Source organism: Comamonas sp. 7D-2, assembly GCF_022749555.1.
In the GTDB taxonomy this organism is placed as follows: Bacteria; Pseudomonadota; Gammaproteobacteria; order Burkholderiales; family Burkholderiaceae_C; genus Comamonas; species Comamonas thiooxydans.
The window spans coordinates 2,319,135-2,340,742 of sequence record NZ_CP094238.1 but is presented as its reverse complement, the minus strand read 5'-3'; the positions used below and the strand labels follow the sequence as shown (position 1 = coordinate 2,340,742).

Here is a 21,608-nt window from a genome sequence, read left to right as displayed (position 1 = left end):
TGCGGCGCACGAGGCTCATCTATGTTGACACTTCTCAAGCGCTACTGGGCGGTGATCCGCCGCCCCAGCGTACATTTCAGCCTGGGCTTTCTGACCATCGGCGGTTTCATCGGCGGCATCCTCTTCTGGGGCGCGTTCAATACCGCCATGGAGCTGACCAATACGGAGAAATTCTGCACGGGTTGTCACGAGATGCGGGACAACGTGTTTGCAGAACTCAAGAGCACGATCCACTACACCAACCGCTCGGGCGTACGTGCCGTGTGCTCCAACTGTCATGTGCCGCACGACTGGACTGACAAGATCGCTCGCAAGATGCAGGCCTCCAAGGAAGTGTGGGGCAAGATCTTCGGAACAATCGACACGCCTGAAAAATTCGAAGCCAAGCGGCTGGAGTTGGCGCAGCACGAGTGGGCTCGCTTCAAGGCCAATGATTCTCTGGAGTGCCGCAACTGCCATAACTACGACTCCATGGATATGACGCGGCAGAGTTTGCGTGCACAGAACATGCACAGCACCTATTTGGCCAGCAAGGAAAAAACCTGTATCGACTGCCACAAGGGCATTGCCCACAAGCTGCCTCACATTCCTCCCGGACAGGGCCCCAGCGACACGCCAGGTCAGAAAGTACCTGGGCCAGCTGAGGCTTCGGTTGCGTCGGTGCAGTAGCGGGATGAATGGCTTGGGCACGGCTGCTTCCAGATTTCTTTGTATATCCGGCCTGGGTTGTGTACGCGGCGGCCGAGTGGTGCTGCGCGATCTGGGCTTGGAACTCGGTGACGGTCAACTCCTGATGCTCAGAGGTCATAACGGCGCGGGCAAGAGCAGCCTGCTGCGTTGTCTGGCCGGCCTTCTGCCATGGCGTACTGGAAGCCTCCAGTGGTGCGGCGGTACGCTGTCCCCTCAGGATCCAGCCTACCAGCGGCAACTGGCCTATATGGGACATCAGGCAGGAATGAGCGACACCTTGACAGGGATGGAGAATCTGCGCTTTGCGCTGGCTCTGATGGCTGTGAGCTGGAATGAAGCACGCGTGCAAGCCGTTTTGCAGGCCTTGTCGTTGACGGGAGTCGTCGCACGGCCTTTTGGCCGACTGTCCCAGGGTCAGCGTCGGCGACTGGGGCTGGCCCGTGTTTTGCTGGGCGAGCGTCCGTTTTGGTTGCTGGACGAACCCGACAACTGTCTGGATGTCCAGGGCGAACAATATCTGGTCGAGGCACTGGAGCAGCATCTGGCCTCAGGAGGAATGGCCGTGGTGGCTTCGCACCGCAACCTGGTGCTGCCGACGCCCCGGGTGTCGATACTGGACTTATCCCGCTCCGTGGTCACGACGGCAATGAATGAGCAGGTGGCTGTTTGCTGAGAGCTGTGTGCGCAAGAGAGTTGAAATTGGCCGCTCGAAGGCCTTCCGATGCCTTGGGCGGGCTGTTCTTTTTCGTGCTGGTGGGCAGTCTTTTCCCCTTGGCTTTGGGGCCGGACGCCCCCCTGCTGAGGCAGATTGCGCCGGGCATTGTGTGGGTCGCGGCCTTGCTGGCCGTGCTGCTGGGGCAGCACCGGCTGTTCGAGAGCGACATGGCCGACGGGTCGCTGGAGCAATGGTTGCTGGCGCCTGCGCCCCTTTCGCTGCTGGTGGGCCTCAAGGTGGCCACGCACTGGTTGCTGGGTGTGTTGCCATTGTTGCTGGTGGCTCCCTTGCTGGGCTGGCAGTACGGCCTGGATGGGACGGTGGTCAGCATTCTGCTGGCATCGCTGGCCCTGGGAACGCCCAGCCTGTGCCTGCTGGCGGCTCTGGGCGCAGCACTGACACTGGGTGTGCGGGGGCAGTTGCTGCTGGCTCTGGTGGTGCTGCCGCTGAGCGTGCCCATCCTGATCTTTGGCAGCCATGCCGTGGCCCAGGCGCAGCAAGGGCTGAGCGCAGCGCCTGCTCTCAATCTGCTGGGGGCCTGCCTGTGCCTGGCGTTACTGGCCGGCCCCTGGGCTATAGCAGCGGCCTTGCGCCTCGCGCTGGAGTGATATGAATTCCCTTACTTCCAATGCATCACCAACGCCTGCAGCAGGGGCCAGCGGCCACAAATGGCGCCAACTGACCTCGCCCCCGATTTTTTACCACTGGGCGGGTCGAGTCTGGCCCTGGATGGCCGTGCTGGCTGCCGTGCTGGCTGCTGCGGGTCTATGGGTCGGATTTGGACTGGCACCTACGGATCACCAACAGGGCGAGGTCTACCGCATCATCTTTTTGCATGTGCCGGCCGCCTGGATGTCCATGTTCATCTATCTGGTGGCAGCGCTCCATGCCGCCCTGGGGTTGATTTACGGCACCCGTCTCTCCCCCCTGCTGGCAAGGGCCCTGGCCCCCACGGGAGCCTTGTTCACAGCCATCGCCTTATGGACCGGGGCTGCCTGGGGCAAGCCTACCTGGGGGGCCTGGTGGGTATGGGATGCGCGCCTGACGTCGGAGCTGATCCTGCTGTTCCTGTATCTGGGCTATATGGCCATGGTCTCGGCCATAGAGGATTCGCGTCGGGCCGATGGCGCTGGCGCCATCGTGCTGCTTGCTGGCGTGGTCAATGTTCCCATCATCTATTTCTCGGTTCAGTGGTGGAGCACCCTGCATCAGGGTGCGAGTATCCGCATGGATACAGCTCCCAGCATGACACACACCATGCTGGCCGGCATGCTGCTGATGGCGCTGGCCTGCTGGGCCTATACGCTGGCCGTCGCCCTGGTACGGGCACGTTGCCTGATTCTGGAGCGAGCCCGCGAGGAGAGTCTGTAATGCAGGATCATGCTTTTTTCATTGCTCTGGCCTACGGTGTGAGCGCGATGGCGCTGGGTATCGAGCTGGTCAGCATCTTTGTGCGCAGCCGTCGCCTGAAGGCTGAAGCCGCGTCCGGACTCGAAGCCAGGGAGAACCCATGAAGCCGCGCCAGCGTCGCCTGCTGTGGGTGTTGGCAGGACTTGCGCTGGTGGCCGCAGCCGTCACGCTGGTGCTGCGAGCGCTCAACTCCAATGTGATGTTCTTCTACAGCCCCAGCCAGGTTCATGCAGGTGAGGTTCCGCATGGTGCGGCCTTTCGCCTGGGAGGCCTTGTGGAGCCTGGCTCACTGCAGCGCAGCGGCGACGGAATGCTGCTGCGCTTTGCCGTGACTGATGAAGTGCGCAGTGTACCTGTGCAGTATCGAGGATTGCTGCCCGACCTGTTCCGCGAGGGCAAAGGTGTGGTGGTATCGGGCCGTATGCAGGCGGACGGTGCCTTCCAAGCCTCCGAGGTGCTGGCCAAGCACGACGAGAACTACATGCCGCCCGAAGCGGCCCATGCATTGAAAAACGCCGCCGGCAAGCCGTCGGAGAAGTCTGCCGACGACGCCACCGTCAGGGAAGCCGGCCAGGACAGCGCCGATGCCGTCTCCAGCGGAGGCCGCACATGATCGCTGAACTTGGCGTGTTCGCCCTGGTACTGGCCCTGGTTACGGCAGTGCTGCTGGCGGTGCTGCCGCTGGCCGGTGCCCACTGGGGACTGGCGGGCTGGGTAAGGCTGGCCCGGCCCGCAGCCTTTTTGCTATGCGCGTTGTGCGTGCTGTCTTCGGCCAGCCTGTTCTGGTGCTTCTGGCGCGGAGACTTCTCGGTGCTGTATGTGGCGGCCAATTCCCATAGCGACCTGCCCATGGCCTACAAGCTGGCAGCGTTCTGGGGTGGTCATGAAGGCTCCATGCTGCTGTGGCAGCTCATGCTCTCGGGCTGGACCCTGGCGGTGGCCTGGCGCAGCCGAGACCTGCCGCCGGCCTTCGTGGCGCGCGTGCTCGCGGTGCTGGGATGGATCAGCGTGGGCCTGCTGCTGTTCCTGCTGTTTCTCTCCAACCCGTTTGCACGCCTGATCCCGGCGGCTGCGCAAGGCAAGGACCTCAACCCCTTGCTGCAGGATCCCGGCATGGTGCTGCATCCGCCGCTGCTGTACATGGGCTATGTGGGCTTTGCCGTGCCCTTTGCGTTCGCACTTGCGGCACTGATCTCGGGCGAGCTGGGTGCGGCCTGGGCGCGCTGGTCGCGTTCCTGGACGCTGGCGGCCTGGGGCTTTCTCACACTGGGCATTCTGCTGGGCAGCGCCTGGGCCTATTACGTACTGGGCTGGGGCGGCTGGTGGTTCTGGGACCCGGTGGAAAACGCCTCTTTCATGCCCTGGCTGGTGGGTACGGCCCTGCTGCATTCGCTGATCGTGACCGACCAGCGCGGCGCCTTCCGCAGCTGGTCGGCCCTGCTGGCCATCTGCGCATTTTCGCTGAGCCTGCTGGGTACCTTTCTCGTGCGCTCAGGCGTGCTTACCTCGGTTCATGCGTTTGCCGTGGACCCAGGGCGGGGGCTCTTCATCCTGTGCTTCATCGTGGCTGTGGTGGGAGCATCGCTGTGGCTGTTCGCCTGGCGCGCACCGGAGCTGGGCCGCGGCTCCGGGGAATTTGCCATGCTCTCGCGCGAAACCTTTTTGCTGATCAACAACGTGCTCTTCACCGCTGCCGCGCTGGCGGTGCTTATAGGCACGCTGTACCCGCTGGCGCTCGATGTGCTGAGCGGCGAGAAGATCTCCGTGGGGCCGCCGTACTTCCAGGCCGTCTTTTTGCCTTTGGTGCTGCCGGCCCTGGCCCTGATGGGCGTGGGCACGGTGGCGCGCTGGAAGAGCAGCCTGGTTGGCGAGCTGTGGCGGCGCCTTCGCGTGGCCCTCGTGCTGAGCCTTGCCTGCTCGGCAGTGCTGGCACTGGCAGGCGGCTGGATGGGTGTGCGCCTGTCCCCGGCCACCTTGCTGGGCCTGGCCCTGGGCCTGTGGTGCCTGCTCAGCACACTGGCCCATATCTGGCAGCGCCTGGGGCAAGGCCTGGAAATCGGCCATCTGGGTCAGCGCCTGTCGCGCCAGCCCTGGGGCTGGTGGGGCATGCTGATGGCCCATGCCGGTGCGGGCGTGTTCGTGCTGGCGGTAAGCCTGGCCGACGGGCTGGAGAGCCGGCACGAGACCACGCTGGCGCAGGGTGAGACTGCCGAGGCGGGTGGCTACCGCTTCCGCTTCGACAGCCTTGGTCCGACAGCCGGCCCCAACTATGACGCGCAGCGTGCCCAATTCACTGTCAGTCGAGCGGGGCAGGACAGCTGGAGCATGTTTCCCGAGAAGCGGGTTTACCGCGCCCAGGGCATGGCGCTGAGCCAGGCCGCCATTGACAGCGGCTGGACACGCGACGTTTTCGTGGCCCTGGGCGATCCACTGGACGATCAAGGCCTGCGCTGGACCGTGCGCCTACAGGTCAAGCCTTTCATGGACTGGGTCTGGATAGGCACACTGATGATGGCGCTGGGCGCGGGCCTGAGCCTTATGGACCGGCGCTTTCGTACAGCCAAGCAGCGAGCGCATCGCCAGTCCGGCGCTCCGGCCCTGCAAGGAGCTGTCTGATGCGCTTTGTCCTGCCCCTGGCAATATTTTTAGGCCTGGCCATCATGCTCGGGCTTGGCCTGCAGCGTGACCCACGGGCCCTGCCTTCGGCGCTGCTGGAACAGCCCGCACCGGCCATAGACCGCCCTCTGCTCGAAGATCAGCAGCAAGTCCTGCATCTGCAGGACCTGCGAGGCCGGGCCTGGTTGCTCAATGTCTGGGCCTCATGGTGCGCCCCCTGCCGGCAGGAGCTACCCGTATTGGCCGAACTCTCGAAGCGCGACGCTGTTGCCGTCTACGGCCTGAACTACAAGGATCAGCCGGACAAGGCTCGCGCGCTGCTGCGGGTGGCGGGCAATCCCTACCGAGCTTCAGCCATCGACGGCGATGGCCGCGTGGGCATGGACTTCGGCATCCAGGGAGTGCCGGAAACCTTTGTCATCGACAGCCAGGGCCGCGTGCGCTATCGCCACGTGGGCCCGGTAACCGCAGAGATATGGCGCGATCGGCTGCTGCCGGTCATCAGGAGTCTGCAATGAAACCGCGAAGTATCGGCGCTGCCTTCACAGCGGCCTTGCTGGCCTGCATGGCAATGCTGGCCCAGGCCGGGCAGACCGCTCGGGACCAGGAACTGCTGGATCGTGAAATGGCGCTGGCCGCTCAGCTTCGCTGTGTCGTCTGCCAGAACCAGACCGTGGCCGAATCGCGTGCCCCCATGGCCGAGGACATGCGCCGCGAGATCCGCAACCAGCTCGAGCAGGGCCATAGCAATGAGCAGGTGATCAACTTCTTCGAACAGCGCTATGGCTCCTTTGTGCGCTACAACCCGCCCTGGAAGCCATCGACCTGGTTGCTGTGGAGCAGCCCGTTCCTTGCCGCGCTGGGCGGCTTTGTCCTGCTGCGGCGCACACTGCGCCAAAGGAGCATGCCGGACGAGCCACTCACTGCGCAGCAACGAGACCGTGCACGTCAATGGCTGGACACGACCTCGAAGGAGGAACGCCAATGAGCGCCATGCACTGGTTGTGGCTGGGTGCCACCGCCCTGATGCTTCTGAGCCTGGCTGTACTGCTGCCGCCTCTGCTGGCCGAGGCCCCATCGCCCGCCAGCGATCCTGATGAAGCGCTGCGCCGCCTCTACCAGGCCCAGTTGACCGAGCTGAAGCTGGAGCGCTCAGGGGGGCGCCTGAGCGAGACCGACCACGCTCAAGCGGTCGAAGAACTGCAGCGGCGTCTGCTCAGAGAACTGGACAGACCCCGAGCATCAGTCGCCTGGCGCCAAAGTCCATGGCTGCGCCGTAGCAGCGCGCTGTTGTTGGCGGTGCTGCTCCCTGTCGCCGCGTTCGCTTTGTACCTGCAGGTGGGTGACCCAAAGGCTGCGGCGCAGCTGGCGCAGGAGCAGCCCGACGCGCACGGAGACGGCGCGGGCGATACGCAAGTGCAGGCCATGGTGGATGGGCTGGCCCGGCGTCTTGAGGAACAACCCCGGAACCTGCCTGGCTGGGTGATGCTGGCCCGCTCCTATGAGACTCTGGAGCTATTTGACGCTGCGGCCCAGGCATACCGGCAGGCTTTGCAGGAGGCGCGGCGTAGCGCGATGGATGAGGAAGTCCAGGCGAGGTTATGGGCCGATCTGGCCGACGCGCTGGCATCGGCCCAGGGCGGTGATCTGGATGGCGAGGCCGGCAAGGCCATCGCCCAGGCACTGCAGTTGCAGCCGAGCCAACCCAAGGCGCTGGCCCTTGCCGGCAGTGCCGCCGTGCGCCATGGCCAGCTGGATGAGGCGGGCAAGCATTGGCGGGCCCTGCTGGCGCAGCTAGAGCCCGGATCGGACATGGCGCTGCGCGTGCAGGACGACCTGCTCAAGCTGGAGGCTTTGGCGTCTGAAGACAGCTCGAGCATCACTGCCAAAACTGCGGCCGCATCCAAGAGCCGCCTGAGCGGAGAATTGCGATGGGCAGCCTCCAAGGCCAATCCATCTGAACTGTCCCGGTTGGCCAAGGCTCAAGTCTTTGTCGTGGCTCGCGCCGACGGTCACCCCCGGCCTGTGGCAGTGCTGCGCCTGCCTGCGACCGCCCTGCCGACACATTTCACGCTGGGACCGGAGAACCTGCTCGATCCTGCAGTTTCGCTGTCGTCATTCCCGGAGCTACGTTTGCAGGCGCGGCTGTCGCTGGACGGCCAAGCCATGCCACGAGCAGGAGATATCTACAGCCAGTCGCTCTCGGTGACTCCCGGCTCCTCGAACTTGCTGCTGGAATTGAATCCGGCTTTCTAGCAAGTGTGTCTGGACTGCAAGCAGCCAGGCAGACAACGTGCGTTATTGGCATCTCTGGTACAGGCATTGCGCCGTCATGCATGTGCTGTGACAGCGAATCGGAATACGGAGTCAAGAGCCGCTATATTGCGAGGGGCGGCTCAATCCTGAACCACGACTCCGCTCTGGACGGTGATCGGGATGCGCGATCTGGACACTGGCAGAAATCAACCGACAGCTGCGACAAAATGTCTGTTTGAATGCCGTTTTCCGCTAACGGCTGGCTTCATACCGACAAAACAAAAATGCCCGCTTTTTAGCGGGCATTTTCTGTTGCAAACTCTGGTTTCGTCTGCACGTTTGGTAGGCGCGATTGGACTCGAACCAACGACCCCCACCATGTCAAGGTGGTGCTCTAACCAGCTGAGCTACGCGCCTGTTGTTCTGTTCGATGAAGCAATTGTAGCACGGGTTTTTCACTCATTTTTTGAGAGCTAACATTTTCTTGTCATCGAGCACTGTCAGTGCGCAATCGGGACTTACATCAGCGCCTTCTGGCCGAGCGAACGCCGGAGACACTGGCGACGATGCCAAGTACCTTGTTGAGACGACCCGAATCTGCCACTTCCACCGTGAACGTCATCCATGCCGTCCCCTTGACGGACTGGGTCTGCACTCCGATGACATTGGTCTTCTCGCGTGCAAACACGTCCGAGATATCGCGCAGCAAGCCTTGACGGTCGGCCGCCTCCACCGCAACGTCCACAGGGTAAACCGGTCCACCCTTGTCCACATGCTTGGGGGTGCCCCAGTCGACCTCGATGACACGCTCCGGGCTCTTGGCCATCATCTCGCGGAAATTCGAGCAATCGCAGCGGTGAACGCTCACGCCCTTGCCACGGGTCACAAAGCCGCCGATCTCGTCCGGAGGAGCCGGCTTGCAGCATTTGGCGAGCTGGGTCATGAGCGAATCGACGCCCACCACCAGCACTCCACCTCGCGACGAGTCATGCCCACGCGCCTTGCGCACCGGCGTGAATGCATCTTCCTCTGGCGTTTCTTCACTGGGACGCAGCACGACTTCGATATTGCGCAGTGAATACTCGTCCTTGCCCACGACTTCAAACAGTGCATCGGCAGACTTGAAGCCCAGCTGTGCCGCCAGCTCTTCAAGCTTGATCGCCGTCTTGCCTTCGCGCTGCAGCAGCTTTTCAACGGCCTCGCGCCCGCGCGAGACGGTTTCATGCGTAGCCTGGGCATTGAACCAGGCGCGCACCTTGGCCTTGGCGCGGTTGCTGACCAGATAACCCAGCTCGGCATTGAGCCAGTCGCGGGAGGGGCGGTCTTCCTTGGCCGTGTTGATCTCTACCGTCTGGCCGCTTTCCAGAGCGGTGTTCAGCGGCACCATGGCCCCGTCCACACGCGCACCACGGCAACGATGGCCCAGGCTGGTGTGCACCGAGTAGGCGAAGTCCACCGGCGTGGCCCCTTGCGGCAGCTCGATCACGGCCGCATCGGGAGTCAGCACATAGATGCGATCTTCAAACAGACCACGCTGGGCCGAGCCCGTCAGGTCGCTGCCCCAGGCCAGCAACTGGCGCAGCACGGCGATCTTGGCGTCATATTCGCTGGACGCAGACACGCCCGCATAGCCTTTGGTGCCGGCTTCCTTGTAAGCCCAGTGCGCGGCCACGCCATGCTCGGCATGGTCGTGCATGGCCTGGGTGCGGATCTGGATCTCTATGGTGCGGCCGGTTTCATCGCGCACCACCGTGTGCAGAGACTGATAACCGTTGGGCTTGGGTTTGGCGATGTAGTCGTCGAACTCCTTTTCCAGCGGTGTGAATTGCTCATGCACCCAGGACAGGGCTGCATAGCAGTCCTTGACCGTAGGCACGATGACGCGCATGGCACGGATATCGAACAGCTGGTCAAAGCTCAGCGACTTGCCGCGCATCTTCTTGACGATGCTGTATATGTGCTTGGGACGCCCCTGAACGGAGGCGCTGATGCTGTGGGCGCGCAAGTCGGCCTCGAGCCGCGCACGCATCTGCTCCATATAGGCTTCGCGCTCGACCCGCTTTTCGTCGAGCAGACGCGCGATCTGGCGATAGGTATCGGGCTCCAGAAAACGGAAAGCCAGATCTTCGAGCTCCCATTTGATCTGCCAGATTCCCAGACGGTTGGCCAGCGGCGCAAAGACATAGAGAGCTTCGCGCGCGATGCTGGGTGAAACCGGACTCTTCTCAGCCGCGCAGTAGCGCAGCGTCTGCAGGCGCGACGCCAGGCGCAGCAGCACCACGCGCAGATCGCGCGAAAAGCCCAGCAGCATCTTGCGCACGTTCTCGGTCTGGGTGGCCACGCCATCGACATGCTGGCTGCTCAGCTCGGCGTCTCGCGCCTGCTGCTGCACCCGGATGAGTTTGATGGTTTCGACCGCCAGGGTCGCAAAATTGTCTCCAAACGCCTTGGCAATCACTTCCTGCGGCTTGTTCAGGTGCACGCTGGCATGTACCAGATAAATGGCCGCCTGCATGGTTTCCGAGCCACCGATTTTCTTGAGGATGGCGGCAACGGCGTCGGCATGGGTCAGGGTGTTTTCACCGGTCTCCATGACTTCGCCGGCAATCAGAGGTTCTGCAAAGGCACGGGCGCGCACCAGCGCATTGACTTGATCGGGCAAAACCTCGGATGTGGCGGTAATCAGATGCGGCGTCGGCTCCGTGAGCTTTGGTGCGGCGTCAGAGACTGTGGTTACGGTATCGCTGGTCTTCATGCAGCTTCCTCTTGGGCCTGCTGCGCAAGACTGATGTTCGCAGGCAAACCCTTATCCCCTTGTAAAAACTTTTGTATCAACGCCACTTGCCCCGGCACGACCAACGTTGGAGCATGTCCCACGCCCTGCAGTTCCGTGCAATGCGCCCTGGGGCCACGTTCGGTCATGGCCTTGGCGGTACGGCTGGAAAGCAGATCGGACTCGGCCCCTCTGATAAGCAATACCTGTGCCTTGATCTGGTCGTAAAGCTGCCAGAGCAAGGCCTCACCGGCCTGAGCAGTCTCGCGCGTCATCTGGGCCATGGGCACTGCAATACGGGGGTCGTAATGCAGCACCACACCTCCTTGAGCATCTGGCTTGATCATGGCTTGCGAGAGCCGGCTCCATTGCTCATCGCTATGTGGGCCGAATCCCTCGGAAATCAAGCGCATGGCAGCAGCAGCGCTCTCAAAGTTGGGAAACTGCAAGCCTTTTCCGACATAGGAGCCGATTCGTTCCAGCGACTCCCATTCAATCGCCGGCCCTACGTCGTTGAGCACCAGCCGCCGAACAGGCACCGGCAGCGGCAGACCGGGCTGCCCCACGACACCCATCCCGATCAAGCCACCCATGCTGGTACCGACCCAGTCCAGGGTTTCAATCGGTGCCTGAGCATGCAACTGGGCCAGCAGCGCCAACATATCGGCCGCATACAACGGCAGCTGATAACCCATGGGGTCGGCCAGCCAGTCGCTTTCGCCGCGCCCCACCACATCGGGGCAGATCACGCGGGCAAAACGGCTGAGCTCGGCGGCCAGCACATCAAAGTCTCGCCCCTGGCGTGAGAGGCCGTGCACGCAGACGATGACATGAGGATGTCTTGGATTGCCGGTATGGTTCCATTCCCAGTACGCCATGCGGTGCGTTCCCTCGGGCTGAGCCTCGACCTGTTGGCGGCGCTGAGCACTGGCCCAGGTGGGAGCCGTTGCAGAGGCTCCGGGACACGATACGTAATTCAGCGTAGGTTGATTCATGGAGAACGCGTTTTCAAGACCGGGGCCGATAATGGCTGTCGTCGCATCGTAATTCATTCGGAGACCTTGTATGTCCATGTTGAAAGGCAAAACCGCTCTCGTGACGGGATCGACCAGCGGAATCGGCCTAGGTATCGCAATCGCTCTGGCACGCCAGGGTGCCAATATCGTGCTCAACGGCTTTGGCGATGTCGAAGCACCACGCGCCCAGGTGCTTGATGCCGGCAAAGCAGCCGGTATCGAAGTCGGCTACCACGGAGCGGACATGAGCAAGGCCACCGACATTGAAGCCATGATGAAATACGCCGCCGCCGAATTCGGCCGCGTCGACATCCTGGTCAACAACGCCGGCATTCAGCATGTGGCCAAGGTGCAGGACTTCCCCGTGGAGAAGTGGGATGCCATCCTCGCCATCAACCTGAGCAGCGCCTTCCATACCACGCGCCTGGCCCTGCCCGCCATGCAGCAGGCCAACTGGGGCCGCATCATCAATGTGGCCTCGGTACACGGGCTGGTCGGCTCGGCCGAAAAATCGGCCTATGTCGCCGCCAAGCACGGCATCGTCGGCCTGACCAAGGTAACGGCGCTGGAAAACGCCACCACCGGCGTGACCTGCAACGCCATCTGCCCCGGCTGGGTGCTCACGCCGCTGGTACAAAAGCAGGTGGACGCGAAGGCTGCCGCCCAAGGCATCAGCAATGAAGACGCCACCAAGCAACTGCTGGGAGAGAAAGAGCCTTCGATGCAGTTCACCACGCCCGAAGAGCTAGGCGAGCTGGCCGTCTTCTTCTGCTCGGCCGCGGCCAACAATGTGCGCGGCGTGGCATGGAATATGGACGGCGGCTGGGCCGCACAATAAAAGCCGCTCGGCTCCAGCCCATGCGTCTATCAATTAGATAGCATCTAGCGCTTGCCAGAAAACATATTCAGCATCAAATCATGATGAAAATCAAGAAGGAGCAGCGCAAGCTGCTCCTTTTTTATACACGCCGCGCGGATCCGATCACTGCATCTGAATCGAGCCACCGACGCTGACCGTCACCTCGGTGCGATCCGCCTCCACCGGCACGGGCGCGGCATCCGCATAGCTGGCCTTGGCCATACTCATCATGCGCGGGCGAGGCATGGGATGCCCGCCGCCGCCGCTGCTGCTCACATTGACCTCGCGCAGGCTGTAGCCCGCAAAACCGAAGCTCTTGGAGATGGCCGCAGCACGCTGGCGGAAGCTCTCGATCGCCTTGGCCTGGGCTTCGCCCTCCACCTTTTCCCGTGCTTCACGCGAGAGGCCGAAGCTCATGCTGGCCAGCGTCATGTCCTGCACCTTGGCCGCAGCCTGAGTGATGCGCACAAAGTCGCGCCCCTGCAGCACGATCTCTGCCTGGCCCTGCCAGCCTTCGATCTTGCCGTTGTTGCCATAACGCGGCGAGATGGAGAAATTACCGGTGCTCAACTCCATCTGCCGACCTTGCGCATCGTTACGCAGCGTGGTCATGGCGGACTCCACGATCTTTTGCAGCTGGGACTGAACGGACGCGGCATCGCGGCCATCCTTGCTGGCCGACAGGGTTGCCGTCATCCAGTCCTGCTTGACCTCCACGGTTCCCTGAGCCGACAGCTGCACCACATTGGCAGGTCTATGCATGTCACGCGCGGCGCCCTGGGCCCATACATTGCCGCCAGCGCAGGCCGCAGCCAGCGCAAGTGCGGCAGCCGCGGCGCGAGAGGAAGAGGAAGACTTGGAAAATTGATTCATGCGGTTCACCCTTGTAAGTAAATCAGGCCATGCAGATACACATGCATTTCACCATTGCGCAAAGTCGCTGCAGCGCAGCATGTCAGCCCAGAGTGTGACTTTATGTACGAATACTCCACATTAGACACACCAACAGAACAAACACTGAAACAATAGTGCAAAATACTCTTGAAAAGTTCCTCATGAAACATTTATTGTTCCATTAATAAACGCAACAATCGTAACAAGCAGCAAGACTTGACCTTGTTTTGCTGGATTTTTTTGATCTAGCGATAACAATGGACCAGTTACAAATAAATCGACAAGGACGATCATGGCAACGACGAACAACCGTACTGACAAGATCCTCGTGGTGGATGACGATGCACGCATCCGCGACCTGCTGCGCCGCTATCTGACGCAGGAAGGCTTCGAGATCATGATTGCCGAGGACGGCAAGGCGCTCAACCGCATCCTGCTGCGCGAGACTGTCGACCTGATCGTGCTGGATCTGATGATGCCCGGCGAGGATGGCCTGTCCATCTGCCGCCGCCTGCGCTCCGCCAACGACCGCACTCCCATCATCATGCTGACCGCCAAGGGCGAGGATGTGGACCGCATCGTGGGCCTGGAAGTGGGCGCCGACGACTATCTGGGCAAGCCCTTCAACCCCCGCGAGCTGCTGGCCCGCATCCATGCCGTGCTGCGCCGCCGTCCGCCTCAGGAAGCACCGGGCGCGCCTTCAGGCGACAACGAGGTGGTGACCTTTGGCCCCTTCACCTTCGACCTGGGCACTCGCGTGCTGCAAAAGAATGGCGAGGAGTTGCCACTCACCACCGGCGAATTCGCCATGCTCAAGGCCCTGGTGCGCCACCCGCGCCAGCCTCTGTCGCGCGAAAAGCTGGCCCTGCTGGCCCGTGGCCGCGAATTCGAGCCGTTCGACCGCAGCCTGGACGTGCAGGTTTCCCGCCTGCGCAAGCTGATCGAGGAAGACGCTGCCGCTCCACGCTATATCCAGACCGTCTGGGGCGTGGGCTATGTGTTCGTACCCGATGGCATGAACTGATTCTGCCCGCCTTCATCGCAACAAGCCGCCCGCTGCGCGGCTTGTTGCGCTTGGGTACCGGTCCATAGGGCCCATAAGTCAAGCTCTTTCAACAACCACCAGTAGATAGACACTTTTTGGACAAACCGTAACCCGCGTCGCCCATATTGGGCGTACCCTCGGGTCCAGTTATTTCCGCATTGCTGTTCATGAGCGCTTTTCACCATCCGCCGCCCGACGCCACCAGCCCCGTACCTCTGGAGTACGAGCGGCGCAGCACAGCTCGCTCCCCTGTGGGGCTGAATCTGTTCTGGCGTACTTTCTGCCTGCTGGCCCTGCTGCTGGTGGGCAGCATTCTGGCCTGGCTGCAGACATTGCGGGCACTGGATTTCGAGCCGCGCACGCTGCAGACGGCCAAGCAAGTGGCCTCTTTGGTCAATCTGAGCCGCGCTGCCCTCGAGCATTCGGATGCGATCAACCGCGTCTCCCTGATCAAGACCATGGCCGACCAGGAAGGCGTGCGCATTCTGCCTCGTGAGCCTGGCGACTCCTTCGAGCTGCTGGAGCAAAACGCCCTTGGCCAGAAGCTGACCGAGGAGCTGACCACCCGCCTGGGCTACGGCACCGTGGTGGCGCGCAGCGTCAACGGAGAGCCCGGCCTGTGGGTTGGCTTCACCATCAACGGCGACCGCAACTGGATGCTGATGGACCAGTCGCGCTTCACTCCCGCCAGCGGCCAGACCTGGCTGATCTGGCTGATCACGGCCGCCCTGCTCTCGCTCATCGGCGCGGCCGCCATCGCCCGCCTGATCAACCGGCCACTCAAACAACTGTCCTATGCAGCCAATCGCGTGCGGGAGGGCGACTTCGACGCCAGCCAGCTCGACGAGGAAGCCGTGACCAGCGAAATCCGCGAAGTCAATATTGGCTTCAACCGCATGGCGCAGAAGCTGGCCAAGCTGGAGCAGGACCGTGCCGTGATGCTGGCCGGCATCTCCCACGACCTGCGCACGCCGCTGGCGCGGCTGCGTCTGGAGACCGAGATGAGCGTCTATGACGATGTGGCGCGCGAGCATATGGTGGCCGACATCGTTCAACTGGACGCCACCATCGACAAATTCCTGGATTACGCCCGCCCCGATCATCGCGTCATGCTCAGCCCCGTGGATCTGCACGCCGTGGTTGCCTCCTGCGTCTATGCCGTGCAGGACCACCGTGAGCTGCAGATCACCATGAACGTGCCCGAAGACCTCTACGTCATGGCCGATGAGGTGGAGCTGGCGCGCGTCATCTCCAACCTCTTTGAGAATGCACGCCGCTATGGCAAGACCCCATCGACCGACACCACCGAGGTGGATGTGGTTGCCAAGGAAAGCGAAAAATGGGTGGTCATCCGCATCCGCGACCATGGCAAGGGCGTTCCGGCCGAGCAACTGGCCAATCTGACCCAGCCCTTCTTCCGCGGCGACACGGCGCGCACGGCGGCCGCAGGCGCAGGCCTGGGTCTGTCCATCGTGGACAAGACGGTGCAGCGCATGGGCGGCATGTTTGCCCTGTCCAATTCATCGACAGGCGGCCTGGTCGCCCATCTGCAGTTGCAGCGCGCCATGGGTGTGACGGCCGGTGCGGCGCCCGAACAGCGCCTGCAGCGCCCCCAGGTCAAGCGCAATCTGCCGCGCGACAAGAAAGACGATGAGACCGTGGAAGACTGAATCTGCCCGCCTCATTGCACAATCGGCATCGCCTTTCAATCATCTGCCGAAGAGCTCACCATGCAAGCCCGATGCCTGTGCAAAGCCGTTCTCGTCACCGCGCCCGAAACCCAAGAAGTTCACGTCTGCCACTGCAGCATGTGCCGGCGCTGGGGAGAAGGCCCAGCCTTCACCCTGCATGGCGGCACGGCGGTGCAGACCAGCGGCCCCGTCACGCGCTATGCCTCCTCGCCCTGGGCGGAGCGGGCTTTTTGCAGCAGCTGCGGCACCCACCTCTTCTACCGCCTGCTGGCAAGCAACGAGCATTTTCTGTCTGCCGGGCTGTTTCAGGACGCCCAGGGCCTGAAACTGGCGCAGCAGATCTATATCGACGAAAAGCCCGACTATTACGCGCTGGCCAATGACACCCCGACCCTGACCGGGGCCGAGGTGCAAGCCCTCTACAGCGATTCCTGACCGGCTTTCGCAGCGGCCATTGCGGCGAACGAGGCTAGGCTGTCCGTACCAGCAAGGCCACGGCACGAGCCTCCATGGCCTGCTGCTGACCCACAGGCCCCAGCTTCTCGGCCGTCTTGGCCTTGACGTTGACCTGCTCCACATCCAGTTCCAGCACCTGGGCAATACGCTCGCGCATCTTCTCGATATGGGGTGCCAGCTTGGGCGCCTGGGCCACGATGGTGCTGTCGATATTACCGATTTCGAAGCCCTTGGCGCGCACGCGCCTGGCAGCTTCGGCCAGCAGCACGGCGGAGTCAGCACCCTTGAACTGCGCGTCGGTGTCCGAGAAATGGCGGCCGATATCGCCCAGCGCCGCGGCGCCGAACAGGGCATCGGTGATCGCGTGCAGCAGCACGTCGGCATCAGAATGGCCGAGCAGCCCCAGGCTATGAGGCACTTCGACACCGCCGAGAATCAGCTTGCGTCCAGGGACCAGGGCATGTACATCCCAGCCTTCACCAATACGAAAATTCATAAAAATCCTTGTCAAACCCTTGCTCATAAAGCGCAAGCAGCTATCAAATTAAATACCATCTGCGCCAATCCGGCTCGGACACGGACTTGCCCGTCGCCAAGCCCTGCCGATGGCGAATCCGTCTAGCCACGCGCCTTGCGCTGCAGCAGCACCGCCTCGGCCAGCGCAAAGTCGTCGGGGTAGGTCACCTTGAAGTTCTGCGCACCGCCCGGCACCAGTCTCGGTGAGTGACCGGCCAGTTCCATGGCGCTGGCTTCATCGGTCACGGCAGCGCCCGCCGCCTGCAGCGCAGCCAGCAAGGCTGCGATACGGAACATCTGCGGCGTCTGAGCCAGCCATTTGTCGCTGCGCTCCACCGTCTGCGCCACACGCGCCGGACCCGCGCCTGCGGCCTGCTGCTTGAGGGTGTCGGGCAGCTTCAGCGCCAGCAGCCCCCCCACGGCATCGGGCAGGCAGGCATCGATCAAGGCATTGACCTGCGCCGATGCGACCAGACAGCGCGCCGCGTCATGCACCAGCACCCAGTCCTCGGCGCTGGCTCCCATGCGCAGCAACTCCTGCAGGCCGTTGCTCACGGTCTCGGCACGGGTGGCTCCGCCACACGCAGCAATGCCGAGCCGGGCGTCCGTGGCGCGCTCCTGCCAGAAGCCATCGGAAGCAGAGACCACCAGCAGCACACGGTGGATGCGCTGCACCGCCAACATGGCGTCCAGCGTGTGCATGACCATGGGCTGGCCGGCAACCATCTGATATTGCTTGGGCAGCTCGGGGGCCGGGGAGTCTGCGGCAATGGCGCGCAGACCGACGCCCGCGCAGGGAATCAGCCCCCAGCAGCGGGGCGCAGATGCAGGCGATGAAGCCGCCGCAGCGTTTGCCTTGTCGTCCGTCATGGACTCAGGCGAGAAAAACCGATCTGTCATGCACAGTATTTTAAAATCACCGTTTCGTCCGAAAGCCCGTGAGATCCATCGACGACCTGCTTTCGGCTTGCATCGCCTTGAGGTGTCCCCATTTTGAGTGAATGCGCCGCCAACCATCAGCTACGCGCTGATTGGGCTGTGAGCCCTGCCTTTGATGGCCGGACTCGCCCGCTTTCAATCTGTCCCCGTTTTTTTTGCATCCAGCCCGCGCCTGCGCGCCGCTGCCTGCGTTCGTCTGTGAAAAACCATGCAACTGCCTAAGCTCACCCCCGGTAAACGCTTTCACCTGCCCCGTCCAGTTGGCAGCGCCGACGCGCTGCTGCTGGCCAGGCTAGGCGAGCGCGAAAAGCAAGACGGCCGGGTCACTGCCATCGTCACGGCCGATGCCGCCGACGCCCACCGTCTCATGGAAGAGATGGCCTTCTTCGCCCCCGAGCTGCGCTGTGCATTGTTTCCCGACTGGGAAACCCTGCCCTACGACAGCTTCTCGCCGCACCAGGATCTGATCAGCGAGCGCCTGGCCACACTGTGGCGCATCAACCAGCGCGACAAGCAGCATGGCGCCGATGTGGTCATCGTGCCCGCCACCACGGCCCTCTATCGCCTGGCCCCGCCCTCGTTTCTGGCGGGCTATACCTTTGAATTCAAGCAGGGCCAGAAGCTGGACGAAGCCAAGCTCAAGGCCCAGCTCACGCTGGCGGGCTACCAGCATGTGTCCCAAGTGGTCAGCCATGGCGAATACGCGGTGCGCGGCGGCCTGATCGATCTGTTCCCCATGGGCTCGCTCCAGCCTTACCGCGTGGATCTGTTCGACGACGAGATCGACTCCATCCGCACTTTCGACCCCGACACGCAACGCAGCCTCTACCCCGTACCCGAAGTGCGCCTGCTGCCAGGTCGCGAATTCCCTATGGACGAAGAGGCGCGCGCCAAGTTCCGCAGCCGCTGGCGCGAGCTGCTAGAAGGCGACCCCACGCGCAGCCGCATCTACAAGGACATGGGTGCCGGCATTGCCACGGCCGGCATCGAGTACTACCTGCCGCTGTTCTTTGACGAGACGGCCACGGTCTTCGACTATCTGGGCGATGAGGCCACCGTGGTGCTGCACGGCGATCTGGAGCCGGCCTTCCAGCGCTTCTGGCAGGACACCAAGGACCGCTACCGCCTGGTGCAGGGCGACCCCGACCACCCGGCGCTGCCGCCAGAGACGCTGTTTCTCAGCGCCGACCAGTTCTATACCCGCAGCAAGGAACATGCCCAGCTGGCCTTGCGCCCGGGCACAGAAGATGTGGCCGACAGCGCCATCTTCCAGAAGCTCGAAGACCTTTCCGTGCTGCGCGGAGCCGATGACCCGCTGGCCAAGCTGCAAAAACATATAGCATCCAGCGCAAGCCGGGTCTTGCTTCTGGCCGAATCCGATGGCAGGCGCGAGAGCCTGCTCGACTTTTTCCGTGCCTCGGGCGTCAACCCGCCCGTGTTCGATTCGCTGGCCGAGTTCCAGGCCGATGCCACGGAAAAGGTCGGCATTGCCACCTCCAGCCTGATGACGGGCTTTGCCTGGGTCGAGGAAGGCCTGGACTTCGTCACCGAAACCGAGCTGTTTGCCAGCAGCCCCACAGGCCGCCGTCGCCGCCGCCAGGAGCAGGTCAGCGATGTGGAGGCCCTGATCAAGGACCTGTCCGAGCTCAAGGTGGGCGACCCCATCGTTCATGCCGACCACGGCATAGGCCGCTATCGCGGGCTGATCAATATGGACATGGGCCAGAAGAACCCGGACGGCACGCCCGCGCTGCAGGAATTTCTGCATCTGGAATATGCGGCCGATGCCGTGCTCTATGTACCCGTCAGCCAGCTGCACCTGATCAGCCGCTACACCGGCGTCTCGCCCGACGACGCGCCGCTGCACAAGCTGGGCGGCACGCAATGGGAAAAAGCCAAGCGCAAGGCCGCCGAACAGGTGCGCGACTCGGCCGCCGAGCTGCTCAATATCTACGCCCGCCGCGCCGCGCGCCAGGGCCATGCCTTCCGCTTCCCCACGGCCGACTACGAGCAGTTTGTGGCCGACTTCGGCTTCGAGGAAACGGCCGACCAGCGCGCCGCCATCCACGCCGTGGTGCAGGACATGATCAGCCCCCAGCCCATGGACCGTCTGGTCTGTGGCGATGTGGGCTTCGGCAAGACCGAGGTCGCGCTGCGTGCGGCCTTTGTGGCGGCCATGGGCGGCAAGCAGGTCGCCTTCCTCGCCCCCACCACGCTTCTGGCCGAGCAGCATTACCAGACTCTGGTGGACCGCTTCTCCAAATGGCCGATCAAGGTGGCCGAGGTGTCGCGCTTCCGCTCGGGCAAGGAGATCACGGCGGCCATCAAGGGCATCTCGGACGGTACGGTGGATATCGTGGTCGGCACGCACAAGCTGCTGTCCGAATCCACGCAGTTCAAGAACCTGGGCCTGCTCATCATCGACGAGGAACACCGCTTTGGCGTGCGCCACAAGGAGGCCATGAAGGCCATGCGTGCCGAGGTCGATGTGCTGACACTGACGGCCACCCCGATTCCGCGCACCATGGGCATGGCGCTGGAAGGGCTGCGCGATCTGTCGGTGATTGCCACGGCGCCGCAGCGGCGCCTGGCCATCAAGACCTTTGTGCGCAACGAGGGCACGGGCGTGATTCGCGAAGCCGTGCTGCGCGAGCTCAAGCGGGGCGGACAGATCTACTTCCTGCACAACGAGGTCGAGACCATAGAGAACCGCAAGCAAAAGCTGGAGGAAATCCTGCCCGAGGCCCGCATCGCCGTGGCCCACGGCCAGATGCCCGAGCGCGAGCTGGAGCGTGTGATGCGCGATTTCGTGGCCCAGCGCTACAACATATTGCTGTGCTCGACCATCATCGAGACCGGCATCGACGTGCCATCGGCCAACACCATTCTCATCAGCCGCGCCGACAAGTTCGGTCTGGCCCAGCTGCACCAGCTGCGTGGCCGCGTGGGACGCAGCCACCATCAGGCCTATGCCTATCTGATGGTGCCGGACCTGGACGGCCTGACCAAGCAGGCCCAGCAGCGACTGGAGGCCATCCAGCAGATGGAGGAGCTGGGCTCGGGCTTCTATCTGGCCATGCATGACCTGGAAATCCGTGGCGCCGGCGAGGTGCTGGGCGAAAACCAGAGCGGCAATATGATGGAAGTGGGCTTTCAGCTCTATAACGAGATGCTGTCCGAAGCCGTGCGCAGCCTCAAGGCTGGCAAGGAGCCCGATCTGCTCTCGCCGCTATCGGCATCCACCGACATCAATCTGCATGCCCCGGCCCTGCTGCCCAACGACTACTGCGGCGACGTGCATCTGCGCCTGTCGTTCTACAAGAAGCTGGCCACGGCCAAGACGGCTGATCAGATCGATACCCTGCTTGAGGAGATCGTGGATCGTTTCGGCAAGCTGCCGCCCCAGGCGCAGACCCTGATCGACGTGCACCGCCTTCGCGTGCTGAGCCAGCCCTATGGCGTGGTCAAGGTCGATGCCGCTCCTGGCGTGATCAACATCAGCTTCAAGCCCCAGCCGCCGATCGATCCCATGAACATCATTCACCTGATCCAGAAGAACAAGCACATCAAGCTGGCGGGCAACGAAAAGCTGCGCATCGAAAAAGAGCTGGAGAACCCCAAGGACCGTGCGCAGATGGTGCGCGATGTGCTGCGCAGCCTGGGCCAGCCGCTCAAGAACGAAACTGCCGTTCATGCCTGACAGGGCTGCTGACAAAGCCAGCAGGGCTATTG

At 62.9% G+C, this 21,608-nt stretch carries 20 protein-coding genes and 1 tRNA gene; 15 read left to right on the top strand and 6 right to left on the bottom strand.

The features are described from left to right. The first annotated feature begins 21 nt into the window (after positions 1-21). From MPZ60_RS10835 to ccmI, 10 genes are read left to right on the top strand one after another with little or no spacing between them, the layout of a single operon-like run. Positions 22-669, top strand: a complete 648-nt coding sequence (locus tag MPZ60_RS10835; RefSeq protein WP_003070157.1) for a cytochrome c3 family protein — start codon at positions 22-24, stop codon at positions 667-669. 4 nt (positions 670-673) lie between these two features. Further along, positions 674-1,363, top strand: coding sequence for a heme ABC exporter ATP-binding protein CcmA (gene ccmA / locus MPZ60_RS10830; protein WP_080746066.1), 690 nt, complete (start codon positions 674-676; stop codon positions 1,361-1,363). 53 nt (positions 1,364-1,416) lie between these two features. Continuing rightward, a complete protein-coding gene (gene ccmB, locus MPZ60_RS10825; RefSeq protein WP_045839152.1) occupies positions 1,417-2,013 on the top strand; it encodes a heme exporter protein CcmB in 597 nt (198 codons plus the stop codon). Between the two features lies 1 nt (position 2,014). Continuing rightward, positions 2,015-2,776 (top strand): heme ABC transporter permease CcmC, encoded by a 762-nt coding sequence (gene ccmC / locus MPZ60_RS10820; RefSeq protein WP_187771874.1) that lies wholly within the window; start codon positions 2,015-2,017, stop codon positions 2,774-2,776. Then, positions 2,776-2,919: a heme exporter protein CcmD gene (gene ccmD / locus MPZ60_RS10815; RefSeq protein ID WP_012838106.1), complete on the top strand. Its 144-nt coding sequence runs from the start codon at positions 2,776-2,778 to the stop codon at positions 2,917-2,919. The genes ccmC and ccmD overlap by 1 nt, the downstream gene beginning before the upstream one ends. Then, complete coding sequence (ccmE, locus tag MPZ60_RS10810; RefSeq protein ID WP_034351934.1) at positions 2,916-3,428, top strand: cytochrome c maturation protein CcmE; 513 nt, start codon at positions 2,916-2,918, stop codon at positions 3,426-3,428. The genes ccmD and ccmE overlap by 4 nt, the downstream gene beginning before the upstream one ends. Next, a complete protein-coding gene (locus MPZ60_RS10805; protein ID WP_034351932.1) occupies positions 3,425-5,431 on the top strand; it encodes a heme lyase CcmF/NrfE family subunit in 2,007 nt (668 codons plus the stop codon). Before ccmE ends, MPZ60_RS10805 begins: the two co-directional genes overlap by 4 nt. Continuing rightward, the gene (locus MPZ60_RS10800; RefSeq protein ID WP_034351930.1) at positions 5,431-5,949 is read left to right on the top strand and encodes a DsbE family thiol:disulfide interchange protein; all 519 of its coding nucleotides are present in this window, start codon (positions 5,431-5,433) and stop codon (positions 5,947-5,949) included. Before MPZ60_RS10805 ends, MPZ60_RS10800 begins: the two co-directional genes overlap by 1 nt. After that, positions 5,946-6,419: a cytochrome c-type biogenesis protein gene (locus MPZ60_RS10795; RefSeq protein WP_034351928.1), complete on the top strand. Its 474-nt coding sequence runs from the start codon at positions 5,946-5,948 to the stop codon at positions 6,417-6,419. Before MPZ60_RS10800 ends, MPZ60_RS10795 begins: the two co-directional genes overlap by 4 nt. After that, a complete protein-coding gene (gene ccmI, locus MPZ60_RS10790) occupies positions 6,416-7,687 on the top strand; it encodes a c-type cytochrome biogenesis protein CcmI (protein WP_034351926.1) in 1,272 nt (423 codons plus the stop codon). The genes MPZ60_RS10795 and ccmI overlap by 4 nt, the downstream gene beginning before the upstream one ends. A 340-nt stretch (positions 7,688-8,027) precedes the next feature. On the opposite strand, the gene MPZ60_RS10785 is transcribed toward ccmI, so the two are convergent. The 3 genes from MPZ60_RS10785 to MPZ60_RS10775 form a co-directional block, all read right to left on the bottom strand. Next, positions 8,028-8,104: transfer RNA gene (locus tag MPZ60_RS10785), tRNA-Val, on the bottom strand. Between the two features lie 106 nt (positions 8,105-8,210). Continuing rightward, complete coding sequence (locus tag MPZ60_RS10780; RefSeq protein ID WP_242881742.1) at positions 8,211-10,442, bottom strand: bifunctional (p)ppGpp synthetase/guanosine-3',5'-bis(diphosphate) 3'-pyrophosphohydrolase; 2,232 nt, start codon at positions 10,440-10,442, stop codon at positions 8,211-8,213. After that, the gene (locus MPZ60_RS10775) at positions 10,439-11,455 is read right to left on the bottom strand and encodes an alpha/beta fold hydrolase (protein ID WP_187771873.1); all 1,017 of its coding nucleotides are present in this window, start codon (positions 11,453-11,455) and stop codon (positions 10,439-10,441) included. Before MPZ60_RS10775 ends, MPZ60_RS10780 begins: the two co-directional genes overlap by 4 nt. Before the next feature lie 76 nt (positions 11,456-11,531). Between MPZ60_RS10775 and MPZ60_RS10770 the strand changes: the two genes are divergently transcribed. Further along, a complete protein-coding gene (locus MPZ60_RS10770; protein WP_034352209.1) occupies positions 11,532-12,314 on the top strand; it encodes a 3-hydroxybutyrate dehydrogenase in 783 nt (260 codons plus the stop codon). Positions 12,315-12,458: 144 nt separating this feature from the next. On the opposite strand, the gene MPZ60_RS10765 is transcribed toward MPZ60_RS10770, so the two are convergent. After that, entirely contained in the window at positions 12,459-13,208 is a 750-nt protein-coding gene (locus tag MPZ60_RS10765) for an SIMPL domain-containing protein (protein ID WP_034351922.1), read from the bottom strand. Positions 13,209-13,521: 313 nt separating this feature from the next. Here MPZ60_RS10765 and ompR point away from each other — a divergent pair, with 313 nt between their 5' ends. The 3 genes from ompR (at position 13,522) to MPZ60_RS10750 (ending at position 16,400) form a co-directional block, all read left to right on the top strand. Continuing rightward, positions 13,522-14,253, top strand: a complete 732-nt coding sequence (gene ompR, locus MPZ60_RS10760) for a two-component system response regulator OmpR (protein WP_003055820.1) — start codon at positions 13,522-13,524, stop codon at positions 14,251-14,253. Between the two features lie 188 nt (positions 14,254-14,441). Then, positions 14,442-15,944 (top strand): sensor histidine kinase, encoded by a 1,503-nt coding sequence (locus tag MPZ60_RS10755; protein WP_012838069.1) that lies wholly within the window; start codon positions 14,442-14,444, stop codon positions 15,942-15,944. 60 nt (positions 15,945-16,004) lie between these two features. Continuing rightward, positions 16,005-16,400 (top strand): GFA family protein, encoded by a 396-nt coding sequence (locus MPZ60_RS10750; protein ID WP_034351920.1) that lies wholly within the window; start codon positions 16,005-16,007, stop codon positions 16,398-16,400. A gap of 34 nt (positions 16,401-16,434) precedes the next feature. On the opposite strand, the gene ispF is transcribed toward MPZ60_RS10750, so the two are convergent. Together ispF and ispD are read right to left on the bottom strand one after the other, a co-directional pair. After that, positions 16,435-16,917, bottom strand: coding sequence for a 2-C-methyl-D-erythritol 2,4-cyclodiphosphate synthase (ispF, locus tag MPZ60_RS10745; RefSeq protein WP_003070287.1), 483 nt, complete (start codon positions 16,915-16,917; stop codon positions 16,435-16,437). A 122-nt stretch (positions 16,918-17,039) separates the two neighbouring features. Next, positions 17,040-17,807, bottom strand: a complete 768-nt coding sequence (ispD, locus tag MPZ60_RS10740; protein ID WP_034351919.1) for a 2-C-methyl-D-erythritol 4-phosphate cytidylyltransferase — start codon at positions 17,805-17,807, stop codon at positions 17,040-17,042. 277 nt (positions 17,808-18,084) lie between these two features. On the opposite strand from ispD, the gene mfd reads away from it, so the two are divergent. Further along, entirely contained in the window at positions 18,085-21,576 is a 3,492-nt protein-coding gene (mfd, locus tag MPZ60_RS10735) for a transcription-repair coupling factor (RefSeq protein WP_034351917.1), read from the top strand. The last annotated feature ends 32 nt before the right edge of the window (positions 21,577-21,608 follow it).